Annotated in this window: 18 protein-coding genes and 1 pseudogene; 18 read left to right on the top strand and 1 reads right to left on the bottom strand. The window is 73.6% G+C overall.

What is annotated here, in order from left to right:
- Nucleotides 1-11: 11 nt before the first annotated feature.
- The 11 genes and pseudogenes from mltG to nusB form a co-directional block, all read left to right on the top strand.
- A complete protein-coding gene (mltG, locus tag B124_RS01060) occupies nucleotides 12-1,640 on the top strand; it encodes an endolytic transglycosylase MltG (RefSeq protein WP_496500664.1) in 1,629 nt (542 codons plus the stop codon).
- The gene (locus B124_RS01055; protein ID WP_496500663.1) at nucleotides 1,637-2,476 is read left to right on the top strand and encodes a shikimate dehydrogenase; all 840 of its coding nucleotides are present in this window, start codon (nucleotides 1,637-1,639) and stop codon (nucleotides 2,474-2,476) included. Before mltG ends, B124_RS01055 begins: the two co-directional genes overlap by 4 nt.
- Nucleotides 2,477-2,623: 147 nt before the next feature.
- A complete protein-coding gene (gene aroC / locus B124_RS01050) occupies nucleotides 2,624-3,808 on the top strand; it encodes a chorismate synthase (RefSeq protein WP_496500662.1) in 1,185 nt (394 codons plus the stop codon).
- Nucleotides 3,805-4,410 (top strand): shikimate kinase, encoded by a 606-nt coding sequence (locus B124_RS01045; protein ID WP_496500661.1) that lies wholly within the window; start codon nucleotides 3,805-3,807, stop codon nucleotides 4,408-4,410. The genes aroC and B124_RS01045 overlap by 4 nt, the downstream gene beginning before the upstream one ends.
- Complete coding sequence (gene aroB / locus B124_RS01040) at nucleotides 4,407-5,534, top strand: 3-dehydroquinate synthase (RefSeq protein WP_496500660.1); 1,128 nt, start codon at nucleotides 4,407-4,409, stop codon at nucleotides 5,532-5,534. The genes B124_RS01045 and aroB overlap by 4 nt, the downstream gene beginning before the upstream one ends.
- A complete protein-coding gene (gene aroQ, locus B124_RS01035; protein WP_496500659.1) occupies nucleotides 5,531-5,971 on the top strand; it encodes a type II 3-dehydroquinate dehydratase in 441 nt (146 codons plus the stop codon). Before aroB ends, aroQ begins: the two co-directional genes overlap by 4 nt.
- Before the next feature lie 178 nt (nucleotides 5,972-6,149).
- The gene (locus tag B124_RS01030) at nucleotides 6,150-6,365 is read left to right on the top strand and encodes a hypothetical protein (protein WP_496500658.1); all 216 of its coding nucleotides are present in this window, start codon (nucleotides 6,150-6,152) and stop codon (nucleotides 6,363-6,365) included.
- A gap of 147 nt (nucleotides 6,366-6,512) precedes the next feature.
- Nucleotides 6,513-7,247, top strand: coding sequence for an AAA family ATPase (locus B124_RS01025; protein ID WP_496500657.1), 735 nt, complete (start codon nucleotides 6,513-6,515; stop codon nucleotides 7,245-7,247).
- A gap of 238 nt (nucleotides 7,248-7,485) precedes the next feature.
- On the top strand, nucleotides 7,486-8,592 hold the full coding sequence (locus B124_RS01020; RefSeq protein WP_496500656.1) for an aminopeptidase P family protein: 1,107 nt from the start codon (nucleotides 7,486-7,488) through the stop codon (nucleotides 8,590-8,592).
- 67 nt (nucleotides 8,593-8,659) lie between these two features.
- Nucleotides 8,660-9,226 (top strand): elongation factor P, encoded by a 567-nt coding sequence (gene efp / locus B124_RS01015; protein WP_496500655.1) that lies wholly within the window; start codon nucleotides 8,660-8,662, stop codon nucleotides 9,224-9,226.
- 1 nt (nucleotide 9,227) lies between these two features.
- Nucleotides 9,228-9,653: pseudogene (gene nusB / locus B124_RS01010) on the top strand (transcription antitermination factor NusB); the annotation flags it as partial.
- 341 nt (nucleotides 9,654-9,994) lie between these two features.
- Here the strand turns inward: nusB and bldD are convergent.
- On the bottom strand, nucleotides 9,995-10,498 hold the full coding sequence (bldD, locus tag B124_RS01005) for a transcriptional regulator BldD (protein ID WP_018836716.1): 504 nt from the start codon (nucleotides 10,496-10,498) through the stop codon (nucleotides 9,995-9,997).
- 227 nt (nucleotides 10,499-10,725) lie between these two features.
- On the opposite strand from bldD, the gene pyrR reads away from it, so the two are divergent.
- From pyrR to B124_RS00970, 7 genes are all read left to right on the top strand, one after another.
- Complete coding sequence (pyrR, locus tag B124_RS01000) at nucleotides 10,726-11,295, top strand: bifunctional pyr operon transcriptional regulator/uracil phosphoribosyltransferase PyrR (RefSeq protein ID WP_496500654.1); 570 nt, start codon at nucleotides 10,726-10,728, stop codon at nucleotides 11,293-11,295.
- A 93-nt stretch (nucleotides 11,296-11,388) separates the two neighbouring features.
- Nucleotides 11,389-12,444 (top strand): aspartate carbamoyltransferase catalytic subunit, encoded by a 1,056-nt coding sequence (locus B124_RS00995; protein ID WP_496500653.1) that lies wholly within the window; start codon nucleotides 11,389-11,391, stop codon nucleotides 12,442-12,444.
- Nucleotides 12,441-13,736, top strand: coding sequence for a dihydroorotase (locus B124_RS00990; RefSeq protein ID WP_496500652.1), 1,296 nt, complete (start codon nucleotides 12,441-12,443; stop codon nucleotides 13,734-13,736). The genes B124_RS00995 and B124_RS00990 overlap by 4 nt, the downstream gene beginning before the upstream one ends.
- 32 nt (nucleotides 13,737-13,768) lie before the next feature.
- The gene (locus tag B124_RS00985) at nucleotides 13,769-14,383 is read left to right on the top strand and encodes a PH-like domain-containing protein (RefSeq protein ID WP_496500762.1); all 615 of its coding nucleotides are present in this window, start codon (nucleotides 13,769-13,771) and stop codon (nucleotides 14,381-14,383) included.
- A complete protein-coding gene (carA, locus tag B124_RS00980) occupies nucleotides 14,380-15,576 on the top strand; it encodes a glutamine-hydrolyzing carbamoyl-phosphate synthase small subunit (RefSeq protein ID WP_496500651.1) in 1,197 nt (398 codons plus the stop codon). Before B124_RS00985 ends, carA begins: the two co-directional genes overlap by 4 nt.
- Nucleotides 15,569-18,889 carry a carbamoyl-phosphate synthase large subunit gene (gene carB / locus B124_RS00975; RefSeq protein WP_496500650.1) on the top strand — a complete coding sequence of 1,107 codons (3,321 nt, stop codon included), beginning with the start codon at nucleotides 15,569-15,571 and terminating at the stop codon, nucleotides 18,887-18,889. The genes carA and carB overlap by 8 nt, the downstream gene beginning before the upstream one ends.
- Before the next feature lie 118 nt (nucleotides 18,890-19,007).
- A complete protein-coding gene (locus B124_RS00970) occupies nucleotides 19,008-20,150 on the top strand; it encodes a quinone-dependent dihydroorotate dehydrogenase (protein ID WP_496500649.1) in 1,143 nt (380 codons plus the stop codon).
- Nucleotides 20,151-20,166 lie beyond the last annotated feature (16 nt).

Raw genomic sequence — 20,166 nt, 5'->3', positions numbered from 1 at the left:
ATAGGGGACTGATGACTGACTACGGCCAAAACCCCGGCTCCCAACCCTGGCAGCCCGACGACAGCCATTACAGCGGCCAGCAGGGCGGGCAGCCCGGCACCGGGCACCACACCTACGGGGGACAGCAGCCGCAGCAGCAGTACCAGCATCAGCCGCAGTCCTCCTGGGACTCGGGCCAGACGCCGCAGTACCCCGGCGGCTGGGACACCACCGGCGGTGGGATGCCGCTGGCCGACCCCTACGCCGCCCCCGCGCCGCGGCCCGACTACTACGGCACGCCGGACGCCCACCCGCCGCCGAGCCCGCATCCGCGGCGCCCGCAGCCACACCCGCAACAGGGGCACCAGCAGCCCTACGAGCCGAACCCGCACCAGCGGCCCGGGCCCCCTCCGCACCGGCAGCAGCCCTCCCAGGGGGGCCGCCGCCCCGGGAACCGCGAGGACTGGGACCCCGCCTCCCGCCCGCGCGAGCGCGACGAGCACCCCTTCTTCGACGGCGACGACGGTAACGACGACTTCGACGACGAGCCCCGCGGCCCCCGCCGCGGCGGCGGCCGGAGCGCCGGCCGCGGTACGGGCCGCGACCGGCGCGGCGGCAAGCGCCGCAGCGGCTGCGCCTGCCTCGTCGTCGCCCTCGTGCTGGCCGGCGGCCTCGGCGGCCTCGGCTACGTCGGCTACAACTTCTGGAGCGACCGCTTCGGCTCCGCCCCCGACTACTCGGGCGAGGGCCAGGGCAGCGTGACCGTGGAGATCCCCGAGGGCGCGAGCATCACGCAGATGGGGAACATCCTCAAGGACAAGGGCGTGGTCAAGAGCGTCCAGGCGTTCGTCGACGCCGCCGGCGACGAGATGCTGCACCCCGGCGCGTACACCCTGCACAAGGAGATGTCCGGCGAGGCCGCGGTCGAGATGATGCTGAGCCCGGAGGCCGCCAACGCGCTGGTCATCCCCGAGGGCCGGCGCGCCACCGCCGTCTACGCGATGATCGACGAGCACCTCGGGCTCGAGGAGGACACCACCGCCAAGGTCGCCGAGAAGGGCGACCTGGGCCTGCCCGACTGGGCGGAGGGCAACCCCGAGGGCTTCCTGTGGCCGTCGAACTACTCCGCCGCCGAGGGCACCGACCCCAAGAAGGTGCTGCGCGAGATGGTCAAGCGCGCCAACGGCACGTACACGGAGCTGGGTCTGGAGGAGAAGGCGGAGAAGGCGGGGCAGACCCCGTACGAGATCCTCACCATCGCCAGCCTCATCGAGGCGGAGGGGCAGTCGAAGGAGGAGTTCGGCAAGGTCTCGCGGGTCATCTACAACCGCCTGAAGCCGGACAACACCGCCACCAACGGCATGCTGCAGTTCGACTCCACCATCAACTACGCCAAGGGCGAGTCGGACCTCAATATCTCCAACCAGGACACCCAGTTCGACTCCCCGTACAACACCTACCTCCACGCCGGCCTGCCGCCCGGGCCCATCGACAACCCCAGCGAGCGGGCCATCGAGGCGGCCCTCGACCCGACCCCCGGTGACTGGCTGTATTTCGTCACCGTCAAGCCGGGCGACACGCGCTTCACCGCGAGCAAGGAGGAGCACGACCGCAACGTGGAGAAGTTCAACGAGTACCAGAGCGAGAAGGGGGACGAGTGAGGGACCGGCCCCGGCGTGCGGCCGTGCTCGGCTCGCCCATCACCCACTCGCTGTCACCCGTGCTGCACCGCGCCGCGTACGCCGAACTGGGCCTGACCGGCTGGACGTACGGCCGCTACGACGTGGACGAGACGCGGCTGGCCGGCTTCCTCGACAGCCTGACGCCGGGGGAGTGGGCCGGGCTCTCGCTCACCATGCCGCTGAAGCGCGCGGTGATCCCGCTGCTCGACGAGACCAGCGCCACGGCCCGGTCCGTCGAGGCCGTCAACACGGTCGTCCTGCACGACGACGGCCGCCGCTTCGGCGACAACACCGACATCCCGGGCATGGTCGCGGCGCTGCGTGAGCGCGGCATCGAGAAGGTCGACTGCGCCGCCGTCCTCGGCGCCGGCGCCACGGCCTCCTCCGCGCTCGCTGCGCTCGCCGCCGTCTGCGCTCGAGAGGTCACGGCGTACGTGCGCTCCGCCGCCCGCGCGACGGAGATGGAGCAGTGGGGCGAGCGCCTCGGTGTTCAGGTGCGCTGTACGGACTGGTCGAAGGCCGCCGCCGCCTTTGACGCGCCGCTGGTCGTCGCCACCACCCCGGCCGGCGCCACCGACGACCTCGCGGCCGGGGTCCCGGACCGCCCGGGCGCGCTCTTCGACGTGCTGTACGAGCCCTGGCCCACCCTGCTCGCCGGCGCGTGGGCCGCGCACGGCGGCACAGTCGTCGGAGGTCTCGACCTGCTGGTGCACCAGGCGGTGCTGCAGGTGGAGCAGATGACGGGCGCCGCCCGGGCCCCGCTGGCGGCCATGCGCGCGGCCGGCGAGGCCGCGCTCCGCGCCCGTACCGACTGACCCCTCGGCCCTTCAGCGGGTGACCCGCTGCCGGAGGGGGACAGGAGCCTGCCTGTCCAACCGTCCATTCCGCGGACCTGGACAAGCCCGGGGCCCGGAGCGTGCGAGGATCGGGGGCGAGGACTTCGCATTCGTAAGGGAGCACCGTTGAGCAGGTTGCGCTGGCTCACCGCAGGGGAATCGCACGGCCCCGCACTCGTCGCGACGCTGGAGGGGCTGCCCGCGGGAGTGCCCGTCACCACCGGCCTGGTCGCCGACCACCTCGCCCGCCGCCGGCTGGGGTACGGCCGCGGGGCGCGGATGAAGTTCGAGCGCGACGAGGTCACCTTCATCGGCGGCGTACGCCACGGGCTCACCCTCGGCTCCCCGGTCGCTGTCATGATCGGGAACACCGAGTGGCCCAAGTGGGAGAAGGTCATGGCCGCCGACCCGGTGGACCCGGCCGAGCTGGAGGGTGTCGCCCGCAACGCCCCGCTGACCCGCCCCCGCCCCGGCCACGCCGACCTCGCCGGCATGCAGAAGTACGGCTTCGACGAGGCCCGCCCGGTGCTGGAGCGCGCCTCCGCCCGCGAGACCGCGGCCCGGGTCGCGCTGGGCGCGGTGGCCCGCTCGTACCTGAAGGAGACCGCCGGCATCGAGGTCGTCTCGCACGTCGTGGAGCTGGGCGGCGCGCGGGCCCCGCACGGCAGCGTCCCCGTCCCGGCCGACGTGGCGCGGCTCGACGCCGACCCGGTGCGCTGCCTGGACACGGACGCGAGCAAGGCGATGGTCGCCGAGATCGACCAGGCCCGCAAGGACGGCGACACCCTCGGCGGCGTCGTCGAGGTCGTCGCGTACGACGTGCCGGTCGGTCTCGGCTCGCACGTGCACTGGGACCGCCGGCTGGACTCCCGGCTGGCCGGGGCGCTCATGGGCATCCAGGCCATCAAGGGCGTCGAGCTGGGCGACGGCTTCGCGCTGGCCCGTGTGCCCGGCTCGCAGGCCCACGACGAGATCGTCCGCACTGACGACGGCATCCGCCGCGCCTCGGGCCGCTCCGGCGGCACCGAGGGCGGGCTGAGCACCGGCGAGGTGCTGCGGGTGCGCGCCGCGATGAAGCCCATCGCGACGGTGCCGCGGGCGCTGGCCACCGTGGACGTCGCCACCGGCGAGGCCACCAACGCGCACCACCAGCGCTCCGATGTCTGCGCCGTGCCCGCCGCGGGCATCGTGGCGGAGGCGATGGTGGCGCTGGTGCTGGCCGACGCGGTGGCGGAGAAGTTCGGCGGCGACAGCGTCACGGAGACCGCCCGCAACGTCCGCGGCTACCTGGAGAACCTGGCGATCCGATGACCAGCAGCACCGAGGGCCGCGAGCGCCCCGACACCGCAGCCACCCCAGACGCCGCAGCATCCGCAGACGGTGCCGCCGCGGGCGGTACGGACGGTCCCGCCGTCGTGCTCGTCGGCCCGCCCGGGGCCGGCAAGTCCACCGTCGGCGCCGTCATCGCCGCCCGCCTCGGCACCACCGTCCGCGACACCGACGAGGACGTCGAGAAGGCCGCCGGCAAGCCCATCCCCGACATCTTCTACGACGACGGCGAGCCCGCCTTCCGTGCCCTGGAGCGCGCCGCCGTACGCGCCGCGCTCGCCGAGCACCCCGGCGTGCTGGCCCTCGGCGGCGGCGCCGTCATGGACCCCGGCACCCGCGAGCTGCTCGCGGCGCACCGCGTCGTCTTCCTCGACGTCGAGATGGCCGACGCGGTCAAGCGCGTCGGCCTCGACGCCCCCCGCCCGCTGCTCGCCGTCAACCCGCGCCAGCAGTGGCGCACCCTGATGGAACAGCGCCGTCCGCACTACACCGAGGTCGCCCGCGCGACCGTCACCACCGCCGGCCGCACGCCGGACGAGGTCGCCGAGCTCGTACTCGCCGCATTGGAGAGCCACCCCGCATGACACCGAGCGCCGAACGGGCCGAGGCCACCCGCATCCCCATCGGCGGCAGCGCCGGCACCGAGCCGTACGAGGCCGTCATCGGCCGGCAGTTGCTCGGCGAGCTGCCCCGGCTGATCGGCGAGCGGGCCGGGCGCGTCGCCGTCATCGTGCCGGAGGCGCTGGCCGAGACCGGCGAGGCGCTGCGCGAGGACCTGGCCGGCCAGGAGTACGAGGCCGTCGTCATCCAGGTGCCGAATGCCGAGGAGGCCAAGACCGCCGAGGTCGCCGCGTACTGCTGGCGGGCCCTCGGCCAGTCCGGCTTCACCCGCAGCGACGCCGTCGTCGGCGTCGGCGGCGGCGCCACCACGGACCTCGCCGGGTTCGTGGCCGCGACCTGGCTGCGCGGCGTGCGCTGGGTCGCCGTGCCGACGACCGTGCTGGGCATGGTGGACGCGGCGGTCGGCGGCAAGACCGGCATCAACACCGCGGAGGGCAAGAACCTCGTCGGCGCCTTCCACCCGCCGGCCGGGGTGCTGTGCGACCTCGCCGCGCTCGACTCCCTCGGCGTCCACGACTACGTCTCCGGCCTCGCCGAGGTCATCAAGGCCGGCTTCATCGCCGACCCGGCGATCCTGGAGCTGATCGAGGCCGACCCCGAGGGTGCCCGCACCCCCTCCGGGCCGCACACCGCCGAGCTGGTCGAGCGCGCGATCCGGGTCAAGGCCGAGGTGGTCTCCACGGATCTGAAGGAGTCGGGCCTGCGCGAGATCCTCAACTACGGGCACACCCTCGGCCACGCCATCGAGAAGAACGAGCGCTACACCTGGCGGCACGGCGCCGCCGTCTCCGTCGGCATGGTCTTCGCCGCCGAACTGGGCCGGATCGCCGGCCGCCTCGACGACGCCACCGCCGACCGGCACCGCGCGGTGCTCCGCGCCGTCGGGCTGCCCGTGACGTACCGCGGTGACCAGTGGCCCAAGCTGCTGCAGACCATGAAGGTGGACAAGAAGACCCGCGGCGACCTGCTGCGCTTCGTCGTCCTCGACGGGCTGGCGAAGCCCGCCGTGCTGGAGGGCCCCGACCCGGCCATGCTGCTCGCCGCGCACGCCGAGATCGCCGCCGACGCCGGGGAGGGCGCCGCATGACGCGCGTGCTGGTGCTCAACGGGCCGAACCTCGGCCGCCTCGGCTCCCGCGAGCCCGACGTCTACGGCGCCACGTCCTACGCCGGACTCGTCGAGCAGTGCGGCGCCCTCGGCAAGGAGCTGGGCTTCGAGGTCGACGTGCGGGAGACCAACGACGAGGGCGAGATGATCCGCTGGCTGCACGAGGCCGCGGACGGCCGGCTGCCGGTGGTGATCAACCCGGGTGCCTTCACGCACTATTCGTACGGAATGCGCGACGCGGCGGCGCAGCGCACGGCGCCGCTGATCGAGGTGCACATCTCCAACCCGCACGCCCGCGAGGAGTTCCGGCACACCTCGGTGATCGCCGCGGTGGCCTCCGGCACGATCGCGGGCTTCGGCATCGGCTCGTACCGGCTGGCGCTGCGTGCCCTGGCCGAGGAACTGGCCGCGTCCTGAAACCCCGGGTTCTCCCCCTCCGTCCGGACGGCTAAACGCCCCGCACCGCCATTGGGGGTTCCGGATCCTCTCTTCGGTGCGAAGGCGTAACTTCCGCGCGCCCGCCGCGGATAGGAGGGCGGGACCGCTGAGTCCCTGTCAGAACACCCGGATTCACCGATGACGAGGAGAGACACGGATGCGCGTATGGGCGCGGGTGGCGGTCGCGATGGTCGCGGCCCCGACGGGCGTGGGGTTGCAGGCCGGGGTCGCGGCGGCCGACGAGCACTACAACGGCGGCGCCGTCACGCACGGATCGAGCTTCGCGCTCCTTCGTGCGGGGCAGATCGACGACCCGATGGAGGACGTACTGGAGCACACCCTGCTGATCGGCGGAAAGCACACCTGGGACTAGGTCCGCGCGGGGCGCCTGGCAGGATCGTTCCCACCATGGCGGGTCGTACGGGTACCGTGCGGGGCTAGGACAGCCGCGGACCGCGGGGTACGGCGATGACCAGCCGGGTGCCGGTACGTGACGGGTCACAGAGCGAGGGTGCACGGGATGCAGCACGCAGTGGGGGTTCCGCAGCCGCCCCAGGGCAGACCTGGGCCGGGCGGCCCGCCGCCGGCGGCCGGGCCGCATGACGCGGTGGAGACGACCGGCCACATCAAGCTCCCGGTCGGCGGCCCCGTGGCCCTGCCCAGCCCGCCGCCCGCGCCCATGCCGCACGGAGCACCGCCGCCGACGGTGGCGGTGCTCCTCATCGGGCCGGCCGGGGCCGGCAAGACGACGGTGGCGCGGCACTGGGCGGACACCCGCAGGGCGCCGACCGCGCACATCAGCCTCGACGACGTACGCGAGTGGGTGCGCGCCGGCTTCGCCGACCCGCAGGCCGGCTGGACCGACCACTCCGAGGCGCAGTACCGGCTGGCCCGCCGCACCTGCGGCTTCGCCGCCCGCAACTACCTGGCCAACGGCATCTCCTGCATCCTCGACGACGCCGTCTTCCCCGACCGCCCCGTGGTCGGCCTCGGCGGCTGGAAGCGGCACGTCGGCCCCGGGCTGCTGCCCGTGGTGCTGCTGCCGGGCCTGGAGTCCGTCCTCGCCCGCAACGCCGCGCGGGTCGGCAACCGGCGGCTCGCGGACGAGGAGGTCGCCCGCATCCACGGCCGGATGGCCGGCTGGTACGGGTCGGGGCTGCCGATCATCGACAACTCGCACCACGACGTGCCCGCGACCGTCCGCATGCTCGACGACGTCGTCGGGCGCAGCCTGGCCAGCCCGCCGGCCTGGTAGCCCGGCCCCGGGGGCCGGTGCCTGTGCCCGCGCCGGGCTCCCGTGCCGGGCTCCCGTGCCGGGCTCCCGTGCCGGGCTCCCGTGCCGGGCTCCCGTGCCGGGCTCCCGCGCCGGGCTCGCGTACCGGGCTCCCGCGCGGGGCCGCGGAGCCGTCCGCCGCCGAGCCGCGTACGGGGCCGCGTGCCCGTACGGACGCGCTCGGGCGGCCCCGCGCACCTCGCCGCCCTAGGCTCGGATCATGCCCGAGGTGCACGCTGCCCGCCGTACCCGGCTGCGCTCTCACTGCGAGGCGGCCGGCAGTGACGCGGTGCTCGTCTCCCGGCCGGCGAACATCACCTACCTCGCCGGCTGCGCCCCCCCGGGGGCCGTCCTGCTGCTCGGAGCCGGCGAGGACATACTCGTACGCCCCGGCGACCCCGCGCAGGACCCGGCCGGCGTCCCGCACCCCGACGACCTGCGCGTCCACGCCCTCGGCGGCCCCGACGGGGACGCCGCCGTCGCGGCCACCGGGCTCGCCGCCGCCGGCGGCGCCACCGCGCTGGCCGTCGAGGAGCACCACCTGACCGTGGCCAGGCACCGCGCCCTGGCCTCCGTCGCGCCCCGGCTCGCGCTGACGGACCTGTCCCGCGCCGTGGAGCAGCAGCGCCTCGTCAAGGACGACGAGGAGATCGCCTGCCTGCGGATCGCCGCCGAGATCGGCGACCAGGCCCTCGGCGAGCTGCTGGAGTCCATCCTCGTCGGCCGCACCGAGCGGCACCTGGCGCTGGAGCTGGAGCGGCGGCTCGTCGACCACGGCGCCGAGGGGCCGGCGTTCCCCACCGCCGTCGGCACCGGGCCGCACGCCGGCCGCGCCGGGCACGTACCGACCGACCGGCGGGTGGAGGAGGGCGACTTCCTCACCGTCTGCCTGGGCGCGCGCTACCGCGGCTACCGCTGCGAGATCGGCCGCACCTTCGTCGTCGGCACCGCCCCCGACGCCTGGCAGATCGAGCTGTACGACCTGGTCTTCGCCGCGCAGCGGGCCGGCCGGGAGGCGCTGACGCCGGGGGTGGAGTACCGCGAAGTGGACCGGGCGGCGCGCCAGGTGCTCACCGCCGCCGGACACGGCGAGGGCGTCGGGCCGTTCACCGGCTACGGCGTGGGGCTCGAAATCGACGAGGACCCGCGGCTGGCCCCGGGGGCGATGGGTAAACTGGACGTTCGTGTGCCGGTCACCGTCGAGCCGGGAGTCTATCTCCCCGGCCGGGGCGGGGTCCGGATCGATGACACGCTCGTCGTCCGCTCGCCGGCGGACGGCGGTCCCGAGCTACTCACCATCACGACCAAGGAACTGCTCGCGCTCTGACCCCGGCCGGGTCGCAGGCGAATCCGGGCCTCCTTTGTCGTCCACGCAGTCCAGGAGATTTCGCGACGTGGCCACCACGAACGACCTGAAGAACGGCTTGGTGCTCAAGCTCGACGGCGACCAGCTCTGGTCCGTCGTCGAGTTCCAGCACGTCAAGCCCGGCAAGGGCCCTGCATTCGTCCGTACGAAGCTGAAGAACGTGCTCTCCGGCAAGACCGTCGACAAGACGTTCAACGCCGGGGTGAAGGTCGAGACGGCCAGCGTCGACCGCAGGGACATGCAGTTCTCGTACAAGGACGGCGAGTACTACGTCTTCATGGACATGGAGACGTACGACCAGATCCACGTCGATCTCAAGACCGTCGGCGACGCCGCCAACTACCTGCTCGAGGGCTTCGAGGCCACCGTGGCGCTGCACGAGGGCACGCCGCTCTACGTCGAGCTGCAGGCGGCCGTCGAGCTGACCGTCGCGCAGACCGACCCGGGCGTGCAGGGCGACCGCTCCACCGGCGGCACGAAGCCGGCCGAGCTGGAGACCGGCTTTTCCATCCAGGTCCCGCTGTTCATCAGCACCGGCGAGAAGATCAAGGTCGACACCCGCTCCGGCGAGTACCTCGGCCGCGTGAGCGGCTGACGTGGCCGCACGGAACACGGCTCGCAAGCGCGCGTTCCAGATCATCTTCGAGTCCGATCAGCGCGGCGCGCCTGCCGGGCAGGTGCTGGAGGACTGGATCCGGCTGGGCCGGACCGACCCCCGGCAGCCGCCGGTCGGAGACTTCACGCGGCGGCTGGTCGAGGGGTACGCGGAGCACGCCGCCCGCATTGACGAGCTGCTGGGCTCGTACTCGGTCGGCTGGACGCTGGACCGGATGCCGGTCGTGGACCGCAGCATCCTGCGGCTGGGCGCGTACGAGCTGATCTGGGAGGACGAGACGCCGGACGCGGTCGCGATCGACGAGGCGGTGCAGCTCACCAAGGAGTTCTCCACGGACGACTCCCCGGGCTTCGTCAACGGCCTGCTCGGCCGGCTCCAGGAGCTGAAGCCCCGGCTGCGCAGGGACGCGGACGCGAGCCCGGAGGCGGCGGCTGAAGCGAAGGCGGTCCCGGAGCCGGGAGCGGACGCGGACGGCGCGTCGGCGCCGCAGGCGGGCCGGGATGCCGGTGCGGACCAGGGCCGTGACACCGACGCCGACGGGGGCCGGAGCGCGGCGCGGGACGAGAGCGGCGACGCGGCGGCCACCGGGGACTCCGGCGCCGTCCCGGCGGAGGAGGTGCCGGACGGCGCGCGGTCGGACAGGACCTAGCGCTCCGCGCGCCTCTCCTGCGGACTGCCGCCGCCGGCGGGTCGGACCCGGACGGGTCCGACCCGCCGGCGGCGGTACGTTTCTGCTGCTGACGCCCGTCAGGCGTCCTCGTGGACCACGACCGCGCGGCGGGCGTCGGCGTCCAGGACGCCCCAGCCGATGAGCTGCTCGGTCAGCACGGAAGGCGACTGGTCGTAGATCACCGCGAGCGTCCGCAGGTCGTCCTGGCGGATCGAGAGGACCTTGCCGTTGTAGTCCCCGCGCTGGCTCTGGATCGTCGCCGCATAGCGCTGCAGCGGGCCCGCCTTCTCGGCGGGGATCTGGGCGAGGCGCTCCAGGTCCAGCACGAGCTTCGGCGGCGGCTCCGCGGCCCCGCCGGGCGCCGAACCCGGGAGAAGCTCCTGCACAGGCACCCCGTAGAAGTCCGCCAGCTCGGCCAGCCGCTGCACGGTGACCGCACGGTCCCCGCGCTCGTACGACCCGACGACGACGGCCTTCCAGCGCCCCTGGGACTTCTCCTCCACGCCGTGCAGTGAGAGGCCCTGCTGGGTACGGATGCCCCGGAGCTTGGCCCCGAGCTGTTTGGCGTATTCGCTGGACATATGGCTCCCCGGACGACAGTCTGGTAACTCACTGTGAGGTTACGCAGCGTAACTTGGCTTCGTCAAGCGGAAGATTCATCCGGTCGCCACCCATGAGGGTGGTAGGCGCGCGACGGTGGCGCGGTCCGGGCCCGGCGGTGGTGGTGTCCGGGCGCGCTGTTACGGTAGAGGGGACCTGACGTCCTTTAACGCCCGTCCTGTGAGGCGGGGAAGGGGGTCCTTTCCGTATGGACATGCACGACACAGGCAGCCCCGACCCGGCGCGGCCCGTTCTGGAGGCGCCGGACATCCAGCGGGTGCTGACCCGCATCGCGCACGAGATCGTGGAGCGCACCAAAGGCGCCCACGACGTGGTGCTCCTGGGCATCCCGACCCGCGGCGTGTGGCTCGGCCACCGGCTCGCCGCGAAGCTCGAGGAGATCACCGGCAGGAAGTTCGGCCAGTCGGGCGTCGGCTCGCTCGACATCACGATGTACCGCGACGACCTGCGCCTGGGCCCGCCCCGCGCGCTGGCCCGCACGGACATCCCCGCGGAGGGGATCGACGGCCGGCTCGTGGTGCTCGTGGACGACGTGCTCTTCTCCGGCCGCACGATCCGCGCGGCGCTCGACGCGCTGAACGACATCGGCAGACCGCGGGCAGTGCAGCTCGCCGTCCTGGTCGACCGCGGCCACCGCGAGCTGCCCATCCGCGCCGACTACGTCGGCAAGAACCTCCCCACGTCGCTGCGGGAGACGGTCCGCGTCCAGCTCACCGAGGAGGACGGCCGCGACGCCGTGCTGCTCGGCTCCAAGTAGGACGCCCGCCCCGCCCTGCCGGCCGCCGGGGGCGCACACCCCCGTGAGCCGCGGCGCGCGACCCGCCGTACCCACCACACCCCGGAGCACCCAGTGAAGCGCCATCTCATCTCGGCCGCCGACCTGTCCCGCGACGACGCCGTGCTGATCCTCGACACCGCCGAGGAACTGGCCAGGATCGCGGACCGGCCCATCAAGAAGCTGCCCACCCTGCGCGGCCGGACGGTGGTGAACCTCTTCTACGAGGACTCCACCCGCACCCGCATCTCCTTCGAAGCCGCCGCCAAGCGGCTCTCCGCCGACGTCATCAACTTCTCCGCCAAGGGCTCGTCCGTCTCCAAGGGCGAGTCGCTGAAGGACACCGCCCTGACCCTGGAGGCCATGGGCGCGGACGCCGTCGTCATCCGCCACCACGACTCCGGCGCCCCGCACCGGCTGGCCACCTCCGGCTGGATCAACGGCTCCGTCGTCAACGCCGGCGACGGCACCCACGAGCACCCCACGCAGGCGCTCCTCGACGCCTTCACCATGCGCCGCCACCTGGCGCCCGGCACCGGCGGCGGGCTCGACGGCCGCCGGATCACCGTCGTCGGCGACATCCTGCACAGCCGGGTCGCCCGCTCCAACGTGCTCCTGCTGCACACCCTCGGCGCCGAGGTCACCCTCGTCGCGCCGCCCACGCTGGTGCCCGTCGGCGTGGAACGCTGGCCCTGCGAGGTCTCGTACGACCTGGACGCCGTGCTGCCGAAGTCCGACGGCGTGATGATGCTGCGGGTGCAGCGGGAGCGGATGAACGCCGCGTTCTTCCCGACCGAACGCGAGTACGCCCGCCGCTACGGCCTCGACGGCGACCGGATGGCGCGCATGCCCGAGCACGCCCTCGTCATGCACCCCGGCCCGATGAACCGCGGCATGGAGATCACCGCCGAGGTGGCCGACTCGCCCCGCTGCACGGCGGTCGAGCAGGTCGCCAACGGCGTCTCCATCCGCATGGCCGTGCTCTACCTGCTGCTCGGCGGCGCACCGGGAGAGGCGCCCCCCGCGGGCACGGCAGCGGGCACGGCAGCAGCCACGACCGCGGGCACGGCCACCGGCACGAACACCCCGCCCGCCCCGACCACCGCACGCACCGAGGAGACCCACCGATGAGCAAGACCCTGATCCGCGGCGCGCAGGTCCTCGGCGGTGAGGCCCGGGACGTCCTGATCGACGGCGAGACCATCGCCGAGGTCGCCGAGCCCGGCGTGGCGCTGCCGGCCGACGGCGCCGACGTGGTCGAGGCCGCCGGGCACATCCTGCTGCCCGGCCTGGTCGACCTCCACACCCACCTGCGCGAGCCCGGCCGCGAGGACTCCGAGACCGTCCTGACCGGCACCCGCGCCGCCGCGAAGGGCGGCTTCACCGCCGTACACGCGATGGCCAACACCTTCCCCGTCGCCGACACGGCGGGCGTCGTCGAACAGGTCTGGCGGCTCGGCCGCGAGTCCGGCTACTGCGACGTGCAGCCGGTCGGCGCCGTCACCGTGGGGCTCGAGGGCAAGCAGCTCGCCGAGCTGGGCGCCATGCACGAGTCGGCGGCCGGCGTCGTGGTCTTTTCCGACGACGGCAAGTGCGTGGACGACGCCGTGATCATGCGCCGGGCGCTGGAGTACGTGAAGGCGTTCGACGGCGTCGTCGCGCAGCACGCGCAGGAGCCGCGGCTGACCGCGGGCGCCCAGATGAACGAGGGCGTCGTCTCCGCCGAGCTGGGTCTCGGCGGCTGGCCCGCCGCGGCCGAGGAGTCGGTCATCGCCCGGGACGTGCTGCTCGCCGCCCACGTCGACTCCCGGGTGCACGTCTGCCACCTGTCCACCGCCGGCTCGGTGGAGATCGTGCGGTGGGCGAAGTCCAAGGGCTGGCGCGTCACCGCCGAGGTCACCCCGCACCACCTGCTGCTCACCGACGAACTGGTCCGCTCCTACGACCCGGTCTACAAGGTCAACCCGCCGCTGCGCACCGAGACCGATGTACGCGCGCTGCGCGAGGCGCTGGCCGACGGCACCATCGACTGCGTCGCCACCGACCACGCCCCGCACCCGCAGGAGGACAAGGACTGCGAGTGGGCCGCCGCGGCCATGGGCATGGTCGGCCTGGAGACGGCGCTGTCCGTCGTGCAGGAGACGATGGTCGACACCGGCCTGCTCGACTGGTCCGGCGTCGCCGACCGGATGTCCTTCCGCCCCGCCGCCATCGGCCGCCTCGACGGCCACGGCCGGCCCATCGCCCCCGGCGAGCCCGCCAACCTCACCCTGCTCGATCCGTCCTACCGTGGTCCGGTGGACCCGCACACCTTCGTCTCCCGCAGCCGGAACACCCCCTACGCAGGCCGTGAGCTGCCCGGCCGGATCACGCATACGTTCCTGCGCGGCCGGGCCACCCTGGCCGGAGGGGAGCCGGCGTGAGCCTCGCCACCCTCCCCCATGGCCTTCAGGGCATGGGCGGTACCCTCATCGCCGACGAGCGGCAGTCGCAGCCGGTCACCGACTGGGCGGCGCGCATCGGCTGGGTCGTCGGCCTGATCCTGTTCATCGCGCTCGTCTACTGGCTGATGCGCGAGGGCTGGAAGTGGCGCGGCCAGCTCCAGTCCGGCATTCCGGACCTGCCCCCCATCCCCGACGACCCCGGCGCGGTGCGCCTGGAGCTGGCCGGGCGCTACCACGGCACCACCGCCGCCGGGCAGTGGCTGGAGCGCATCGTCGCCCACGGCCTGGGCGTACGCAGCCGCGTCGAGCTGACCCTCACCGAGCGGGGCCTCGTGGTCGTACGCCCCGGGTCGGCCGACTTCTTCGTCCCCGCCGCGCACCTGCGCGGCGCCCGGCTCGACAAGGCCATCGCCGGCAAGGTCCTCACCGAGGGCGGGCTGCTGGTGATCACCTGGGAGCACGCCGGCGCGGAGTACGACTCCGGGTTCCGCTCCGACCGCGCCGCCGAGCACGCCGCCTGGGTGGCGGCGCTCGGCGGGCCGCCCGCCGGGAAAGCCGCAGAGAACGCTCCCGTCGCCGACGCCGCGAGCACCGCAGACAGCACCACCACGGAAGGCAGACGATGACCGCAGCCCACCGCGGCCAGGGGAGCCCCGCAGTACTCGTCCTCGAAGACGGCCGCACCTTCCGCGGCCGTGCCTACGGAGCCACGGGGGAGACGTTCGGCGAAGCCGTGTTCTCCACCGGCATGACCGGCTACCAGGAGACCCTGACCGACCCCTCGTACCACCGCCAGGTCGTCGTCATGACCGCCCCGCACGTCGGCAACACCGGCGTCAACGACGAGGACGCCGAGTCGGCCCGCATCTGGGTCTCCGGCTACGTCGTGCGCGACCCCGCCCGGGTCCCCTCCAACTGGCGCGCCACCCGCTCCCTCGACGAGGAGCTGCGCCGCCAGGGCGTCGTCGGGATCTCCGGCGTCGACACCCGCGCGATCACCCGGCATCTGCGCGAGCGCGGCGCCATGCGCGTCGGCATCTTCTCCGGCGAGAAGGTCACCGGCCCCGACGCGATGCTCGCCCGGGTGCGGGAGCAGGAGCAGATGAAGGGCGCCGACCTCGCGCCCGAGGTCGCCACCGACGAGCCGTACGTCGTCCCCGCGATCGGCGCGAAGCGCTTCACCGTCGCCGCGCTCGACCTCGGCATCAAGGGCATGACGCCGCAGCGCATGGCCGAGCGCGGCATCGAGGTGCACGTGCTGCCCGCCACCGCCACGGCCGAGGAGGTCTACGCCGTCGGGCCGGACGGCGTGTTCCTGTCCAACGGCCCCGGCGACCCGGCCGCCGCCGACCTCACCGTGGTCCGCGCGGTGCTGGAGCGCGGCACCCCGCTGTTCGGCATCTGCTTCGGCAACCAGCTCCTCGGCCGCGCCCTCGGCTTCGGCACGTACAAGCTGAAGTACGGCCACCGCGGCATCAACCAGCCCGTCCAGGACCGGACCACGGGCCGCGTCGAGGTCACCGCGCACAACCACGGCTTCGCCGTCGACGCCCCCCTGGACGCGGTCTCCGACACCCCGTACGGGCGCGCCGAGGTCAGCCACGTGTGCCTCAACGACCAGGTCGTCGAGGGCCTGCGGCTGCTGGACCGGCCGGCGTTCTCCGTCCAGTACCACCCCGAGGCGGCGGCGGGGCCGCACGACGCGGCGTACCTCTTCGACCGCTTCGTCTCGCTCATGACCGCCCACGCAGACCACGCAGACCACGCAGACCACGCAGAACAGGCCGCACAGGCAGAACAGGGAGCCCAGCGTGCCTAAGCGCACCGATATCCGGTCCGTCCTGGTCATCGGCTCGGGCCCGATCGTCATCGGCCAGGCCGCCGAGTTCGACTACTCCGGCACGCAGGCGTGCCGCGTGCTCAGGGCCGAGGGCCTGCGCGTCGTGCTCGTCAACTCCAACCCGGCGACGATCATGACCGACCCGGAGATCGCCGACGCGACGTACGTCGAGCCGATCACGCCCGAGTTCGTCGAGAAGATCATCGCCCGGGAGCGCCCCGACGCCCTGCTGCCCACCCTCGGCGGGCAGACCGCGCTCAACACCGCGGTCTCGCTGCACGCGGCGGGGGTGCTGGAGAAGTACGGCGTGGAACTGATCGGCGCCAACGTCGAGGCCATCCAGAAGGGCGAGGACCGCGACCAGTTCAAGGAGGTCGTCGCGGAGGTCCGCCGCAAGACCGGGCACGGCGACTCGGCCCGCTCGGTGATCTGCCACTCCATGGACGAGGTGCTGGCCGGCGTCGGCCAGCTCGGCGGCTACCCCGTGGTCGTACGCCCCTCGTTCACCATGGGCGGCGCGGGCTCCGGCTTCGCGCACGACGAGGAGGAGCTGCGCCGCATCGCCGGCCAGGGGCTCGCGCTCTCGCCGACCACCGAGGTGCTGCTGGAGGAGTCCATCCTCGGGTGGAAGGAGTACGAGCTGGAGCTGATGCGCGACAAGCACGACAACGTCGTGGTCGTCTGCTCCATCGAGAACCTCGACCCGATGGGCGTGCACACCGGCGACTCCGTGACCGTAGCCCCGGCGATGACGCTCACCGACCGTGAGTACCAGATCCTGCGCGACATCGGCATCGCGGTCATCCGCGAGGTCGGCGTCGACACCGGCGGCTGCAACATCCAGTTCGCCGTCGACCCGGCCGACGGCCGGGTCGTCGTCATCGAGATGAACCCGCGCGTCTCCCGCTCCTCCGCGCTCGCCTCCAAGGCCACCGGCTTCCCGATCGCCAAGATCGCCGCGAAGCTGGCCGTGGGCTACACCCTCGACGAGATCCCCAACGACATCACCCGCGAGACCCCCGCGTCCTTCGAGCCCACGCTCGACTACGTGGTGGTGAAGGTGCCCCGCTTCGCCTTCGAGAAGTTCCCGGCCGCCGACGCGACGCTCACCACCACGATGAAGTCGGTCGGCGAGGCCATGGCCATCGGCCGCAACTTCACCGAGGCGCTGAACAAGGCGCTGCGCTCGGTCGAGAAGAAGGACGCCCCGTTCGACTTCGGCGGCCCGCCGCCCGGCCCCCGGGAGAAGGCCGCGCTGCTCGCGCGGGCCGCCGTGCCCACGGACGGCCGGCTGAACACGGTGATGGCCGCCATCCGGGCCGGCGCCACCCAGGCGGAGGTGCACGAGGCGACGCGGATCGACCCCTGGTTCGTCGACCAGCTCTTCCTGATCAAGGAGATCGCCGACGAGCTGGCCGCCGCGGACCACCTCGGCCCCGGCCTCCTCGCGCACGCCAAGCGCCACGGCTTCTCCGACGCCCAGATCGCGCGCGTGCGCGGGCTGCGCGAGGACGTGGTGCGCGAGGTGCGGCACGCGCTGGGCGTACGCCCGGTGTACAAGACGGTCGACACCTGCGCCGCCGAGTTCGCCGCGCGCACTCCGTACCTCTACTCCTCCTACGACGAGGAGACCGAGGTCGCCCCGCGCGAGCGCCCCGCGGTGATCATCCTCGGCTCCGGCCCCAACCGCATCGGCCAGGGCATCGAGTTCGACTACTCCTGCGTCCACGCCTCCTTCGCCCTCAGCGAGGCGGGCTACGAGACCGTGATGGTCAACTGCAACCCGGAGACCGTCTCCACCGACTACGACACCTCCGACCGGCTGTACTTCGAGCCGCTGACGCTCGAGGACGTGCTGGAGGTCGTGCACGCCGAGACCCAGGCGGGGCCGGTCGCCGGCGTCCTGGTCCAGCTCGGCGGGCAGACCCCGCTGGGGCTCGCGCAGGCGCTGAAGGACAACGGCGTGCCCGTCGTGGGCACGTCGCCGGAGGCGATCCACGCCGCCGAGGACCGCGGCGCGTTCGGCCGCGTGCTCGCCGAGGCGGGGCTGCCGGCGCCCAAGCACGGCACCGCGTTCTCCTTCGCCGAGGCCAAGACGATCGCCGCCGGGATCGGCTACCCGGTCATGGTGCGCCCGTCGTACGTGCTCGGCGGGCGCGGCATGGAGATCGTCTACGACGAGCCGTCGCTGGCCGCGTACCTGGAACGGCACGCAGGGCTCGTCTCCGCGCACCCCGTGCTCATCGACCGGTTCCTCGACGACACCATCGAGATCGACGTCGACGCGCTCTACGACGGCCACGAGCTGTACCTCGGCGGCGTCATGGAGCACATCGAGGAAGCCGGCATCCACTCCGGCGACTCCGCCTGCGCGCTGCCTCCCATCACCCTCGGCGGGCACGACGTCAAGCGGCTGCGCACCTCCACCGAGGCCATCGCGCGCGGTGTCGGCGTACGCGGGCTGATCAACATCCAGTTCGCGCTGGCCGGGGACATCCTGTACGTCCTGGAGGCCAACCCGCGCGCCTCCCGTACCGTCCCCTTCACCTCCAAGGCCACCGCCGTGCCGCTGGCCAAGGCCGCCGCCCGCATCTCGCTCGGCGCCACCGTCGCCGAGCTGCGCGCGGAGGGCATGCTGCCGGCCACCGGCGACGGCGGCACCCTGCCGCTGGACGCGCCGATCTCGGTGAAGGAGGCGGTGCTGCCGTGGACGCGCTTCCGCGACATCCGCGGCCGGGGAGTCGACACCGTGCTCGGCCCGGAGATGCGCTCCACGGGGGAGGTCATGGGCATCGACAGCGTCTTCGGCACGGCGTACGCCAAGTCGCAGGCCGCCGCGTACGGCGCGCTGCCCACCCGCGGCCGGGCGTTCGTCTCGGTCGCCAACCGCGACAAGCGCTCCATGGTCTTCCCCGCCCGCGAGCTGGTCCAGCACGGCTTCGAGCTGCTGGCGACCTCCGGCACCGCCGAGGTGCTCAGGCGCAACGGCATCGCCGCGACCGTCGTACGCAAGCACTCGCAGGGCCCGGGTCCTGACGGCGAGCGGACGATCGTGCAACTGATCCACGACGGCGACGTCGACCTCATCGTCAACACCCCCTACGGCACCGGCGGCCGGCTCGACGGCTACGACATCCGCACCGCCGCCGTCGCCCGCGGGGTGCCGTGCCTGACGACGGTCCAGGCGCTGGCCGCCGCCGTCCAGGGCATCGAGGCGCTGACCCGCGGCGAGGTGGGGGTGCGCTCCCTCCAGGAGCACGCCGGGCACCTCACCGAGGCCCGCTCCCGCTAGCCGCAGCCCCGACCCGCCGAGCCCCCTCCCGTCCCCGCCGCCCCGTCGGCCACCGCCGCCCCGCCGGACCACCGCCGGGCCGGCGGGGCACGGCACCCGAAGCAGCCGAAGGTCCCTTATGTACCCCTTGCTCTTCCGCGCCGTCCTCGCCCGCATGGACCCCGAGCGGGCCCACGGCCTGGCGTTCGCGGCCATCCGCGGCGCCGCCGCCGCACCCGGCGTGCGCAGCGCGGTGCGGGCCACCGCGGCCCCCCGCCACCCCGAGCTGCGCATCCGCGCCCTCGGCATCGACTTCCCCGGCCCCTTCGGGCTCGCCGCGGGCTTCGACAAGAACGCGGTCGGCGTCGACGGGCTGACCATGCTCGGCTTCGACTTCGTCGAGGTCGGCACCGTCACCGCCCGTCCCCAGGCCGGCAACGAGCCGACCCGGCTCTTCCGGCTGATCCCCGACCGGGCGCTGGTCAACCGGATGGGCTTCAACAACGACGGCTCCGCCGCCGTCGCCGCCCGCCTCGCCCGACGGCGGTTCGGGCAGCGCACCCCGTACCGGCCGAACGCCGTCGTCGGCGTCAACATCGGCAAGACCAAGGCCGTCCCCGAATCGGGTGCGATCGCCGACTACGTCACATCCACGGAACGGCTCGCCGGCCACGCCGACTACCTCGTCGTCAACGTCTCCTCGCCCAACACGCCGGGCCTGCGCGACCTCCAGGCCGTCCACCACCTGCGCCCGCTGCTCGAAGCGGTCCGCGCCGCCGCCGACCGCGTCCCTGGCGGCGCCGCGCGCGTACCGCTGCTGGTCAAGATCGCCCCCGACCTCGCCGACGCGGATGTCGACGCGGTCGCCGACCTGGCCCTGGAACTGGGCCTCGACGGCATCATCGCCACCAACACCACCATCGCCCGCGAGGGCCTGACCACCGCGCCGGCCCGCGTCGAGTCCATCGGCGCCGGCGGGCTGTCCGGGGCGCCGCTGCGGCGCCGCTCCCTTGAGGTGCTGCGCCGCCTCTACGCCCGTGTGGGCGCGCCCGGCGAGAACGGCATCGTGCTCGTCGGCGCCGGCGGCGTCGAGACCGCCGGGCACGCCTGGGAGCGCATTCTCGCCGGCGCCACCCTCGTCCAGGGCTACAGCGGCTTCATCTACGAGGGCCCGCTGTGGCCGCGCAGGATCCACCGCGGCCTGGCGGAGCTGCTGGCCGCGTCCCCGTACGCCACCCTCGCCGACGCCGTCGGCGCCGACACCAGGAAGGCGAACCCGTGAACCCGAACGCCCAGCA

The organism is Streptomyces sp. CNP082, assembly GCF_059570535.1.
Note: the sequence above shows the minus strand (reverse complement) of the source record. Positions and strands in the feature narration are given on the sequence as shown.